The 13,610-nt window shown below is 41.4% G+C and carries 7 protein-coding genes; 6 read left to right on the forward strand and 1 reads right to left on the reverse strand.

What is annotated here, in order from left to right:
- The first annotated feature begins 87 nt into the window (after positions 1–87).
- The 6 genes from ACKTS5_RS05030 (at position 88) to ACKTS5_RS05055 (ending at position 11,930) form a co-directional block, all read left to right on the forward strand.
- A complete protein-coding gene (locus ACKTS5_RS05030) occupies positions 88–1,431 on the forward strand; it encodes a sensor histidine kinase (protein ID WP_408042751.1) in 1,344 nt (447 codons plus the stop codon).
- Positions 1,428–2,168 carry a LytR/AlgR family response regulator transcription factor gene (locus tag ACKTS5_RS05035; RefSeq protein WP_408042752.1) on the forward strand — a complete coding sequence of 247 codons (741 nt, stop codon included), beginning with the start codon at positions 1,428–1,430 and terminating at the stop codon, positions 2,166–2,168. Before ACKTS5_RS05030 ends, ACKTS5_RS05035 begins: the two co-directional genes overlap by 4 nt.
- Before the next feature lie 116 nt (positions 2,169–2,284).
- Positions 2,285–9,175, forward strand: a complete 6,891-nt coding sequence (locus ACKTS5_RS05040) for an InlB B-repeat-containing protein (RefSeq protein ID WP_408042753.1) — start codon at positions 2,285–2,287, stop codon at positions 9,173–9,175.
- A 273-nt stretch (positions 9,176–9,448) separates the two neighbouring features.
- Positions 9,449–10,027: an AidA/PixA family protein gene (locus ACKTS5_RS05045; RefSeq protein ID WP_408042754.1), complete on the forward strand. Its 579-nt coding sequence runs from the start codon at positions 9,449–9,451 to the stop codon at positions 10,025–10,027.
- A 12-nt stretch (positions 10,028–10,039) separates the two neighbouring features.
- Positions 10,040–10,510 carry a hypothetical protein gene (locus tag ACKTS5_RS05050; RefSeq protein ID WP_408042755.1) on the forward strand — a complete coding sequence of 157 codons (471 nt, stop codon included), beginning with the start codon at positions 10,040–10,042 and terminating at the stop codon, positions 10,508–10,510.
- A 67-nt stretch (positions 10,511–10,577) separates the two neighbouring features.
- Positions 10,578–11,930 (forward strand): beta-1,3-glucanase family protein, encoded by a 1,353-nt coding sequence (locus tag ACKTS5_RS05055; RefSeq protein ID WP_408042756.1) that lies wholly within the window; start codon positions 10,578–10,580, stop codon positions 11,928–11,930.
- Positions 11,931–11,979: 49 nt separating this feature from the next.
- Here ACKTS5_RS05055 and ade read toward each other — a convergent pair whose 3' ends face one another.
- The gene (ade, locus tag ACKTS5_RS05060; protein ID WP_408042757.1) at positions 11,980–13,602 is read right to left on the reverse strand and encodes an adenine deaminase; all 1,623 of its coding nucleotides are present in this window, start codon (positions 13,600–13,602) and stop codon (positions 11,980–11,982) included.
- Positions 13,603–13,610: the final 8 nt, after the last annotated feature.

Raw genomic sequence — 13,610 nt, forward strand, 5'->3', positions numbered from 1 at the left:
GGGCTTTTTAGAAAGTCCTTTTTTCTTTTTAGCAGTTGAAGTAGGTGCTATTTAAAAAGAATAAGGTATTTCGCAGTAACTATTTGGTTGCAAACAAAGCTAGTTGTGCCAGAGGCTACTGTAGAGCCGTGGGTACACAAAGCTGTTGAGAAATTTGAATTGATGGGGATAAAGCAATTTTGGCATACCGTAGTGAACATCGGGGTTTACGATACACACAAGCAAGAACACAAAAAGGTAAAACTTTTAAATTCGTTTTGCTTGACCTGGATGATTTCTATTGGCGTGTTTATGATTTTCGATCCTTTTTATTCACAGAATTTATATCGAAGTATTCCCTTGCATTTATGGTCGTTGGCTACCATAGGTGGCGTTTTGTACCTGCAAAAAATTAGGTGTTACACGGCAGCAAGAGTGCTGTTTATTAGTACCTTGATTGTGGTGACCTTTGTATTTGCAAACTTTATCGAACCTTCTCGCATGATGGAGAATTTTTATTTTGTGTACCCTTTAGTAGGCCTGATACTTATTGACAACCGCAAAATAACGATCGGAATTTTAGTACTCTGTTGGTTGTTGTATTACCTGCCCTATAAAATAATCCCCGGAATCTATCCCATAGAAATTTTTAATCCTGTTTTATTGTTAACCATATTTGTCGGTTGCTATGTGATTTTGAATTATTCGCAATCCTTAAATAGGGCTAATGAGTTGAAATTGTCAAAAGCAAATGAGCTTGTTCAGGAGCAAAAAACCGCTTTAGAGGAAGCTTATAAGGACTTGGAGGAACGAAAACAAGCAGAGTTGGCGCATTATCAGTTAAAATCGCTAAAAGCGCAGATGAACCCACATTTTATGTTCAATGCAATGAATTCAATACAGAATTTGGTGTTAAAAGGGAGTAAGTTAGAGGCTTATGATTACCTGACAAAGTTTTCTTCATTGATTCGCGAAAACCTGAATATGAGTGAAAAGAGTTTTGTGTATCTGGAGGAAGAATTGGCGTTGTTGCAGAAATATTTAGAATTGGAAAGGCTGCGGTTTCGAGAAAATTTCGAGTATCAGATAGTTGGTACCGAAGCAATGCCAGTATTAAAAATTCCATCCATGATTATTCAACCCTTTGTCGAAAATGCCATCAAGCACGGTCTCTTGCACAAAGATCGCGGTTTGAGAAGGGTGAAGCTCTGTTTTCAGTTAAAGAGCGACTATTTTGAATGTAGTATCGAAGATAACGGGGTGGGGCTCACTGCAGCAAAGGAAATAAAAATGGCCAACGGCATGGAATCTCAGTCGTTCTCAACCAAAGCAATAAAAGAGCGTTTGGATCTTTTAAAGGAGTATTACCAAACCGATATCGGGTTTCATTACGCGCCCATAGACCAAGGTACTAAAGTTGTTTTAAGAATCCCATATACGATAGAATTATGAAAGAGTTACGCGCTGTGCTAGTTGATGATGAAATTAACGCTCGTGAAAATTTACAGTATTTGCTCGAAGCATTTTGTAAAGAAGTAACTGTGGTTGCTGAGGCAGCTACCGTAGAAACAGCGGTAGCACAAATTCAAAAGCATCAACCAGACGTCGTTTTTTTAGATATCGAAATGCCTAGACAAAATGGATTCCAACTGCTCGATGCCTTTGAGTCTATAAATTTTGAAGTCGTTTTTATAACGGCTTATGACCAGCATGCGGTTCGCGCTTTTCAAGTGGCAGCAGTGGATTATTTGTTAAAACCTATCGATATTGGCTTGCTAAAAAAAGCCGTAGAGAAAGTAAAAGATCGAAGAGGACTTCAGAAAACCAATACCGGGGTAGACCTGTTGAAGCAGCAAAAAAAGCAAGTAGATAAAATAGCGATTCCTTATAAAAGCGATTACGTAATTGTCAGAGTAGAAGACATACTTTGTATTGAAGCAGATCGTATGTATTCGATCATACATACCATTGATAATAAACGCTATGTAGCAGCTAAAAAACTCAACTATTACGAGACCTTATTTGCCGATGCGGAGTTCTTTGTTCGCGTGCATCGCTCTTGGGGAATTAATACCAATCACATACTCAGTTATTCTAAAAAAGAACGAAAAGTGGCACTGTATTGCCAAAAACATATTCCCGTAAGTAAGGGCTATAAAGAACAGTTTGAAGAAGTGTTTATGTATTAGCTCTGTGGGCTTTTCGTTAGGAAGCTAAAACCGTACATTCGGAAGTTAAACCGATAATATCAGCTGTAATTACTATTCTTTTGCAGGAGAATAAACTTCTTAATTTACAGAATATTATGGTTAGAAAACTACTACTTTTTTGTGTGCTCTTCACCTTAGGGGTGCGGGCGCAAATACCTACTAATGGACTGCTGAATAGCTATGAGTTCACGAATGGTGCTTTAATGGGGCTAGGAAAAGTTGGGTCAAATGCAGTATTTGTGAATGATCGACTAGGACAAGCCAATAATGCAATTGCTCTTAATGGAGATCGATTGGTTAGAGGAGACGTAAGTTATGGAGCAAATCAGGCTACCATAAGTTTTTGGATTAAAACAACGACCAATACAGGAACTGTACAAACAATTTACGACGATGCTAACGGCAGAAATTCTGTGGCGGATAATCACAATTGGTCTGGGCATTATATCTTTTTACAATCTGGAAAGGTGGGGTATGTCGTTCAGCAATTGTATCAGTCATCCACTGTAGGGAATGGCGGTCGTGTGGGAATTAAAAAAGTTGGAGGTCCCGTTATCGCTGATGGTAATTGGCATCACGTGGCTTTAAAGTTTCGACAAACCATTACAGGTACCGGACAGTATATCGCAGGTAGAGAAGTCCGATCATATAAAACCTATGGATATTTGTTTGTTGACGGAACACAGGTGACTAGTTCTTATGATGCAAGAGGGAGTGAATACGGTTATAAAACCAATGGAAATTGGCATACCGTAGGGAATGTGACGATTGCTAGCAATAGAAGTAATAATTTACCTGGAGCCAATCGTTATACAGAAGTAATCGATGATATTCGCTTGTATAACAGGGAGCTTTCGAGTACTGAAATTTTAAATATGGCTCGTTTTAATAGTACGTGTTTCGTACTGCCGTTAAATACGATGAGTATTGCTAATATCGGAACTACTTCGGCTCAAGTACAATTGAGCCCAGCAGGTGTTTACGATGTAGCATATCACAAAAAGGGAGCGGCTTTTAGTACTGCAACGATTTTGACAGCACAAAATGCAGGAGCAATTTCAATGTCAAATTTAGATCCGTATACGGAGTATCAAGTTTATGTGAAAAAGAATCAAAGTTGCCAAAATTGGTCTGATGCGAAACTTTTTAAGACTGCTCGTCCGAACGTGCCGTATTTCGTAAATGCCAATGCAACAGGAGATGGAAGTGGAACCTCATGGGCCAATGCGTACACCAGTCTTCAAGCGGCTTTAAGCGCTGCTAGTACAAGTACAGCGGCGAACCCTCAAATTTGGGTGGCGAAAGGGCGTTATACGCCTGCATCAACTAGCCGAAATACTGCTTTTACTCTTAATAAATCTGGACTTCGCATTTACGGTGGTTTCGCAGGAAACGAAGCGACCTTAACGGCTCGTAATACGGAAGTATTACACAGTACGAATGCAACGATTTTAAGTGGTGATTTACTAGGGAATGATAATGCTACCGTTTCCTTTAACAATGCCTCACGTGCAGATAACAGTTATCGAGTGGTAAATGTAACTGCGAATGATGTGTTGATTGATGGTGTCATTATTTCTGGTGGATATGCAGATGCAGCTACAGGGGTATACCGATATGGAGCAGGACTATCTACAGAGGCAAACATTAATAAGTTTGAAATAACAAGAGTGTTGGTAAAAGATAATGTAGCCTATTGGGCAGCAGGATTGAACTTGTTTGGACAATCAAGTTCACCTATTAGCTTCGTGATAGATCGCTGTGTTTTTGATAATAATTTAACTTCCAATGCAGCATCAGGACTTTATGTGGTGCCTGCTGCAAATACGCAGATCAATGTGCAGTTGACAAATTCCTTGTTTAAAAAGAATGCAACCAAAGACAATGGTTCAAGAAAAGGAAAAGGGGTAAGTACTGCTTGGTTTAGAGCCTATAATTCCGGATCTTCTCTGAATACCACCATCGTTAATAATACATTTGTTAATAATAGCAATGCCGGTTCAGGAACCTCTGATTTTGCAACGTTAGGAATGAGTAGGCAGTCAGGAACCTTCAGCGGATTAGTACTTGCCAATAATATATTTTGGAATAACACAAATAAGACTGGAGCTACTGCAGTGTCGATAGGAAAAGCTGGAGATGCGAACCTGGCAAATGCACTAGCAGTGTCGAATAGTATTGATGAAGATAATTTTTCAAACATTACTAGTAAAACAAACACCTTTGATTCAAATCCATTGTTTGTAGATGCTGCAAATGACGATTTTAGAGTGCAAGCTTGTTCAAAGGCGGTGAATGGTGGAGATACTTCCAAACTGCCGGCTGGAGTAACTGTTGATTTGTCAGAAAATCAGCGCGTTGCAAATACTACCGTTGACATGGGAGCTTATGAGCAAACCAGTGTAGCTGTTTGTAAGGAGTTGACCCTAAATATCGTCGGGAACGGTGTTGTTAAGCACGGCGGAGCAGTGGTTAATTCGGGAGATACCTTTTCTGAAACGACAGTACTTTCCTTAGTGCCTGAGGCAGCATCGGGGTATCAGTTTGAGAAATGGACAGGAGCGGCTGTTGGAAATGCAAATCCCTTGTCGTTGTTGATGGATGCTGATAAAACGATTACCGTGACATTTAAGCAAACAATCACACCTATTTATGTAGATGTAAACGCCACCGGTGCGAACAACGGTTCGTCATGGGCCAATGCATACAGGAGTTTAACTTCAGCACTAGCCAATGTAACTGCACAGCGCAAAGTTATTTGGATGGCTGACGGTGTGTATAAAACAGGAGGAAACACCAATTCTTCTTTTTTCGTAAACTTAGAAGGGGTTGAAATTTACGGTGGTTTTAATGGTACGGAAACGAGTATAGCACAACGAAATTTTTATACGAATAAGACTATTTTAAGTGGTGATCGCAATGGGAATGACAGTGGAGCATTAGTGTTTAATAACAGTACGCGTTACGACAATAATCGCGCGATAATGAAAGTCACTAATAGCAATGTTATCATTGACGGGATCACGATCAAAGATGCGAATGCAGCAGTGCTAAATACCCATGGTGGCTCAGGAGGAGGTGCCATCACAATTTATGGTACGGTTAGTAATTTTACTTTGAGAAACTCGATACTTACCAATAACGTAAGTGATAAATCAGGACCTGTGGCCGGAGTTTTTTCAGTCGATACCAACATACGAATTGAGAATTGTACATTCTACAACAACTTAAGTGGTTATGGAACTTTGTATTTAGTTGAAAATGGAGCCAATAAAACAGCGAATTTCGAGGTAGTAAATTCCGCTTTTTATAAGAATAGAACTCAAAATGTACATTTACAATCTGGATTTACTGGAAGTTCTGTTTGGTTGCGTGCCAGCGCTGCAGGAACCACGGTAACGTCAAAACTTATCAATTGTACCTTCGCAAATAATACCGATGTAGGTACACGTGCAGCTACGGAGAAAGGAAGCGTTGCCTTGAGTAGAAGAGCAGATGGAACAAGTACCCATAACGCAGTATTAGATAATTGTATTATTTATGGGAACGTAGGTGCTGGAAATGCAACCACTGCTGATATTAATGCAGGACACACCATAGCAATTAATCAATTACTAGTGAGTAATTCAACAGGTGAAGGAAATTTTGCAGGAATTCCTGCCGGAAACTTAACGAGTACAAATAATACAGATCCGTTGTTTGTGAACCCCGGTGCAAATGATTTTAGTTTGCAAGCGAGCTCTCCGGCAAAAGATTCTGGAGCAAATGCAAAAGTTCAAGCGACGATGGTTACTGATATCGCTGGGAAATTACGTATTCACAACGGTACTGTTGACAGAGGAGCTTATGAAAATGGTTCAACGAATTACCAGCCTAGAAACTTGGTGATTAATGCTGTTGGAGGAACAGTAGCATCCAACCCTGGAAATGCAGGAGGAGTGTATCAGGACGGTACGGTAGTTAATTTGACCGCGACACCGGCTTCGGGCTATCAGTTTGATGGTTGGTCAGGGGCTGCTACAGGAACGAATGCAACCGTGAACATAACCATGGATGCCGATAAGACGGTAACGGCACTGTTTAGTAAAATACAAAGAACATTGACCATCACTGCGGTTAATGGAACGGTAACGAGCAATCCAACTCCTAATGGAGGTACGTATAATGACGGTGTTCAAGTGAGTTTGACCGCTACACCAGCAGCGGGTTACCAGTTTGATGGTTGGTCAGGGGCAGCAAGCGGAACCAATACTACAGTAAGTGTAACGATGGATGCTAATAAGGCGGTAACAGCGCTTTTCAGTAAAATTCAACGCAGTCTGATTATCAATGCCACCAACGGTACTGTAAGTACCAATCCAAATCCAACCAATGGAAAATATAATGATGGAACAGTAGTGAGTTTAACCGCTACACCAGCAGCGGGTTATCAGTTTGATGGCTGGTCGGGAGCTGTAACAGGAACCAATGCAACGGTAAGTGTAACGATGGATGCCGACAAGACGGTAACAGCGTTGTTTAGTAAAATCCAACGTAGCTTAACTATCAATGCCACCAACGGTACTGTAAGTACGAATCCGAATCCAACCAATGGGAAATACGATCATGGAACAGTAGTGAGTTTAACGGCTACACCAGCAGCAGGCTATCAGTTTGATGGTTGGTCAGGAGCTGTAACAGGAACCAATGCAACGGTAAGTGTTACCATGAATGCAGACAAAACGGTAACGGCGTTGTTTAGTAAAATCCAACGTAGCTTAACCATCAATGCAACCAACGGAACGGTGAGTTCGAATCCGAATCCAACCAATGGGAAATACGATCATGGAACAGTAGTGAGCTTAACGGCTACACCAGCAGCAGGCTATCAGTTTGACGGTTGGTCAGGAGCTGCAACAGGAACGAATGCTACGGTTAGTGTAACCATGGATGCCGACAAGACGGTAACAGCGTTATTTAGTAAAATTCAACGCACACTAACCATCAATGCGACCAACGGTACCGTAAGTACGAATCCGAATCCAACCAATGGGAAATACGCTCATGGAACGGTGGTAAGTTTAACGGCAACACCAGCAGCAGGCTATCAGTTTGACGGTTGGTCAGGAGCTGCAACAGGAACCAATGCAACGGTGAGTGTAACGATGGATGCCGACAAGACGGTAACAGCGTTGTTTAGTAAAATCCAACGTAGCTTAATCATCAATGCGACCAACGGAACGGTAAGTACGAATCCAAATCCAACCAATGGGAAATACGATCATGGTACAGTAGTGAGTTTAACGGCTACACCAGCAGCAGGCTATCAGTTTGACGGTTGGTCGGGAGCTGCAACAGGAACCAATGCAACGGTGAGTGTAACGATGGATGCCGACAAAACGGTAACAGCGTTGTTTAGTAAAATCCAACGTAGCTTAACCATCAATGCAACCAACGGAACGGTGAGTACGAATCCGAATCCAACCAATGGGAAATACGCTCATGGAACAGTAGTGAGTTTAACGGCTACACCAGCAGCAGGGTATCAATTTGACGGTTGGTCAGGAGCGGCAACAGGAACGAATGCTACGGTTAGTGTAACGATGGATGCCGACAAGACGGTAACAGCGTTATTTAGTAAAATTCAACGCACACTAACCATCAATGCGACCAATGGAACGGTGAGTACAAATCCGAATCCAACCAATGGGAAGTACGATACCGGAACGGTGGTGAGTTTAACAGCTACACCAGCTGTAGGGTATCAGTTTGATGGCTGGTCAGGAGCTGCAACAGGAACTAGTACAACGGTAAGTGTAACGATGGATGCTGACAAGACGGTAACGGCGTTGTTTAGTAAAATCCAGCGCAGTTTAACTATTAATGCAACCAACGGGTCGGTGAGTACGAATCCGAATCCAACCAATGGGAAATACGCTCATGGTACAGTGGTGAGTTTAACGGCTACACCAGCGGCAGGGTATCAATTTGACGGTTGGTCAGGAGCTGCGACAGGAACGAATGCTACGGTTAGTGTAACCATGGATGCCGACAAGACAGTGACAGCGATGTTCAGTAAAATTCAACGTACTTTAACTATCAATGCAACAAATGGAACTGTAAGTACGAATCCAAATCCAACCAACGGAAAATACGCAGACGGAGTGGTGGTAAGTTTGACAGCTACACCAGCGGCAGGGTATCAATTTGATGGTTGGTCAGGAGCTGCAACAGGAACGAACGCTACCGTAAGTGTAACGATGGATGCCGATAAAACGGTAACGGCGATGTTCAGTAAAATTCAACGCACTTTAACTGTTAATGCTACGAACGGAACGGTGAGTACGAATCCAAATCCAACCAATGGGAAATACGCTCATGGAACAGTAGTAAGTTTGACGGCTACACCAGCAGCAGGATATCAATTTGATGGCTGGTCAGGAGCTGCAAGTGGTAGCAATACAACGGTAAGTATAACGATGGATGCCGACAAGACGGTAACAGCGTTGTTTAGTAAAATTCAACGTACACTAACCATCAATGCAACCAATGGAACCGTAAGTACGAATCCGAATCCAGTAAATGGAACCTATGCTAACGGAGCAGTAGTAGTACTAACACCAACTCCAGCTAATGGTTACAGTTTTGTACGTTGGGTTTATGGTGTTACAGGAAGTAGTAGTACGCAAACGAGTACCAGTGCAACCTTAAGCATTACTATGAATGCAAATATGACAGTAACTGCTGAATTTGATACTACGGCGAGTGTTGATGATGAAACGGTATTGAAAAACTTTGAAGTGTATCCGAATCCGGCAGTTGAAATTGTTCGACTTAAGCTGAATGGAAGGGTAGCACGAGTGGAAGTTTTTGATCTAAAAGGACAGAGAATTAAGCTGTCAAAAGCTAAGGAAATTCAAGTTGGTGACCTCGCTGTTGGAGTGTATATGGTGAAAGTTACAACTGAAGATGGAAAGCAAGGAGTAAAGCGATTCATAAAGAAATAGAAACTTTCAAACATTAAAGGTTCGATATTAAAAACTCTCAAGACATAGTTCTTGGGAGTTTTTTTATACCCAATTTTTCCTGTTTTATAGAAAATAAGTACCGCTTTATGCCTATTTGAATCTTGGCTATGGAAGTAAAAAGTACTTTAGCTAGTGGTTGATCGAACGTGTTTTTTCAACGTTTTAGCTAACTAATGAGTGGAGTTGTACCACTGTAATAAACGAGGCGGAATCCGAAAAGCCTATGAGTAGGAATCTATTAACTAAACTATTATGGGAAATATAATTAATATTTTAACAGTCATTGATGTCGAAACGATATTGGCAAATAATGTGACGCCAGGAACCGCAGAGAATCCAACCTCTTTAGGTGCTTGGACAAGTTCAGATGCCTATGTGTATATGATTACTGCAAAAGGCTTTATCGATACGGATTCGAAAGGAAGAGCAGGCTCAGAATTAACTATTGACGCTGAAGTTAACGATGTTATTCGTTGGGAATTGACCTGTCCTGGCTCTGGATTAAACCACGATGCTATCATTGCGAATGTAAAAATTGGGAGTGAGAACATTCCAAATGCAATCACTAAGCCTGAAGGAAAAGTCGTAAATAGGCACGTATACGTGGAAGCAGGAAGTCCGGGGTATCAGGTAATTCAACAAACAGACTTTGTAGCCACGATTATGAAGGAAGCGTACATTCAATACACTATCACTTTTCAAATCATGGATAACAAAGGAAATAGCCTAGGGTTTTATTTCTGGGATCCTTTTATAAAAGTACTGGATACGAATGCTTATGAGCAGGCTAAAGAAGCTTTTCTAGACAAGAGAAATGTAGCAACCGTTTAAAACGTCGAAATTATGTCAACAAATGTTTTTCAAGTATCGGCGGTAAGTCAAAACGATCCAAAGGCCAATGATGGGAGCGCGTTGTATTGTGTTGTTAAGGAGGTAAAAGGAGCCACACTCCGTGAATCGGATAGTTTTCCGATTGGCACAGAAGTACATTTACCAACACCACCAGGGCAATCGGGTTCCGGACCCACACCGAATTGGTTCATGATTCCAACAGGAACCATGGAAGCTGTAATCTTAACAATGGAAGTGTTTTGTCCTACGAATGCGAAGTATCCTAAAACCACCATTACCATTAAAGCTGCTGACGTTTTGAAATGGGCTGAAATTCCAAAAGAACAGCGCAAAAATCAAATTTACGCAGAGGGAGCCGATGGAATATTCGGATATGCAACAAGCGGACGATTAGGCCCCATTTACACCATTACAGCCGGTGTTTTTGATCCTAAAGTTTCTGAGCATACCTATACTGTATAACCTACAGCAAAGCCTTTTTAGGCTTTGCTTTTTATAAATACCTAACCATAACATAAACGAAATTACCATGAGTGTATTAACCTTAAAATTTACCAACGAAAGTCAATTACCAGATTCAGAAGTCTACTTTGGATTCGTACCCGGGAGTACTACTGATAGCTTTGAAATCAGCTATATTCCAGATGTCTTGGCGCCAGTTCAAGAGGCAGTAAAGCCATTAAATACCGCAAAAGGACCTGGAAACTGGTACCGCTATGATCAATTGAAAAACGGAGTAGAAATCACCCATTTTAGCGGGAGAATCTATGTGAGTTACGGTCAAACTTGGGAGGTGTTAGATGCGTATTACGAGCCAGCGCAAAATGTAACCGATGCCAATTTTTTCTTGCGTTACGATAAAATGGAGTTGACTTTTAATGGAAAAACAACTGATGTGGCCGATTTGACTTCTATCGATTATTGGAGTATTCCTATGAAGTTGGAGACTTCGATAGATGGCATACCTGTGGCCTCTGATCAAGGAATTAAAAACGGAGTAGATTCTTTGGATATCTACAAAGCTTTGCGAAATTTAACACTGAACACACCTTCTGGTTTAGCCCAAGCGAAACCCGCGCTGGTACCAGGGAGTTTCCAACAGCACAAAGATCAAAAAGGAAAGGGATTTGCTCGAATTATAGGGCCGTCATCATACCCAGCTTTAAATGGAATTCCGGAAATTCCATACCACGTGTTCGATAGTTATTTAGCATTTTTATACGAACATTTCGGAGGTGAGCAAGCGCTTCCGATTTCTGGGGTAACCATTCCTGGTTTAGGAAATGGTGTCATGGCATTCATCAAAGGACATTTTGCAGGCGTAGGGCCGAATGTACCACCTACAGGTCCGCAAAGTGCTCAGGAATACGACCTTAAAGGAACGATAACAAAAGAAACTGCAGGTTATGTTGTTAGTTTGTCTGGAACCGTGGGAAGCGATTCCGTTAAGATGGTTTTTACCCAAGCGGAATTGACTAATCCAGCGGGGATTTACGGAGCAAATGCTCAATTTACACTTGAAGTAAATGGCGTTTCTAAGGGAACCATAGCACCTGCCAATGATGTGTATGGTTGGGTGTCAGGCGATTTGTTAGCCGGATTTAACATCGGAGCGTTAGGATCGATTGTTCAAATTTCCAATGAATATGTCGGAGCTATGAAAAGTAGTGACTGGTTTCAAAAAATTCCAAATACAGAACTTTTTGGAGCACTGCAATCAAATGCTGCGTTTTACAATCAGTACGCAGCTGCATTGCAATCGAAATCGGATGCTTATAATTTTGCCTATTCAGATCGTTTTGACGCTGTCCAAATTTCTTTAAATCCAGAAAAAGTGAATACGCTGGAGTTGACGGTAATGAACGTAACGACAGAGGGATAATAGCATAAAAGAAAAAAACAGATGAAGTAAATTCATCTGTTTTTTCATATTACTTTACTTCAACAGAGGTAAACTTAAAACTACCTCCGTCAAACAATCCTTTGTCGGAGAGTTTTAAGGCGGGGATTACCAGCAAGGCCATAAATGACAAGGTCATATACGGAGCCCTGAGGGTACTTCCTAATTCTTTAGCTAAGTTATCAAGAGCGGCATAGGCCTTACCTATTTCGGCGGCAGGTTGATCACTCATAATTCCGGCAACCGGTAAAGGCACTACTTCAGTAAGTTCGTCAGTAACGGCGCAAATTCCTCCCTTGTTTTCAATGAGGGTGTTTACCGCTTTTGCGATCATTTCATCTGTGGTACCCACAGCAATAATATTGTGTGAGTCGTGCCCAACAGAACTGGCAATAGCCCCTGATTTTAAACCAAAGTTTTTAATAAAAGCAATGGCAGGAGTAGCGTTCTTATAACGATTAACCACTGTCATTTTTAAAATGTCTTCGCTGGTGTTTGAAACTAAGTTTCCGTCTTTATGCAGGGCTTTGGCAATAACCTCATTGGTGACGAGTTCTCCGTCTAGCGCCTCGATGACGCGTATGGTATCGGCGGCAGAATGGAAACTGAAGTCTTCAGTTGTCTTGAAGTCGGTATCAAAGTTATTCAATACATCGAAAGGAACGGATGCTACAAAAGAAGCGCCTTTCTCTGCTACTAAAGCACCATCGATATAGGTAGCCAATACGTTGAACTCTTTCAGATTGTCAACGATGATAAAGTCGGCTTGATCTCCTTCTCGCAGTAGTCCAACATCTAAATTATAATGCTCTACAGGGTTTACACACGCTGCTCTCAGTACCTTAAATACATCAATTCCCTTGGCTACTGCACGAGCACAGAGTTCGTTGAGGTGCCCTAAGAGTAGGTCATCGGGATGTTTGTCATCCGAACAGAACATCATATTTTCGTAGTGTTCCGGCAATAGGTCAATCAAGGCTTCAAAATTCTTGGCAGCACTTCCTTCTCGAATGATGACTTTCATTCCTTTTTGAAGTTTTTCTAGTGCTTCGTCATAAGTAAAACACTCGTGATCGGTATAGATTCCAGCATTGATATACGTACTCAAATCATCTCCACGCAGTCCTGGAGCATGGCCATCAACGGGTTTGTTGTAGTGTTTTGCCCAGGCAATTTTTTTCATGACCTCTTCATCTTGATAAATAACACCAGGGTAATTCATCATCTCTGCTAAATATTTAATATCGGGATTGGCCAACATTTTTTTGATGTCGTCAGAGTCGATGATGGCACCTGCGCTTTCAAAAGAAGTGGCAGGAACGCATGACGGGGCACCGAAATTAAACTTTAAAGGTACTTTTTTACCGTTTTCTATCATAAAGTCTACTCCAGGTACGCCGAGGACATTGGCAATTTCGTGTGGATCGGAAACGGTAGCTACGGTTCCGTGGACCACAGCTATTTTTGCAAATTCTGACGGGACTAGCATCGAGCTTTCAATGTGGATATGTGCATCGACAAAACCGGGAATGATAAATCCTTCCTCATCGTGGTCAACTGCTCGTATTGAAGTAATGCGCCCATTGGCTACAGTGACTTCTCCTTTAAACATGGTATTGTTAAAAATATCAACAATAGTTCCTTTTATAGTCATCTAAATAG

This window comes from Tenacibaculum litopenaei, assembly GCF_964514025.1.
GTDB classification, from domain to species: Bacteria; Bacteroidota; Bacteroidia; order Flavobacteriales; family Flavobacteriaceae; genus Polaribacter; species Polaribacter litopenaei.

What these genes read in the sequence shown, in the direction of transcription:
- ACKTS5_RS05050 (WP_408042755.1), top strand. Translation starts at nt 10,040, where the DNA reads ATGTCAACAAATGTTTTTCAAGTATCGGCGGTAAGTCAAAACGATCCA.
- ACKTS5_RS05035 (WP_408042752.1), top strand. Translation starts at nt 1,428, where the DNA reads ATGAAAGAGTTACGCGCTGTGCTAGTTGATGATGAAATTAACGCTCGT.
- ACKTS5_RS05040 (WP_408042753.1), top strand. Translation starts at nt 2,285, where the DNA reads ATGGTTAGAAAACTACTACTTTTTTGTGTGCTCTTCACCTTAGGGGTG.
- ade (WP_408042757.1), bottom strand. Translation starts at nt 13,602, where the DNA reads ATGACTATAAAAGGAACTATTGTTGATATTTTTAACAATACCATGTTT.
- ACKTS5_RS05045 (WP_408042754.1), top strand. Translation starts at nt 9,449, where the DNA reads ATGGGAAATATAATTAATATTTTAACAGTCATTGATGTCGAAACGATA.
- ACKTS5_RS05055 (WP_408042756.1), top strand. Translation starts at nt 10,578, where the DNA reads ATGAGTGTATTAACCTTAAAATTTACCAACGAAAGTCAATTACCAGAT.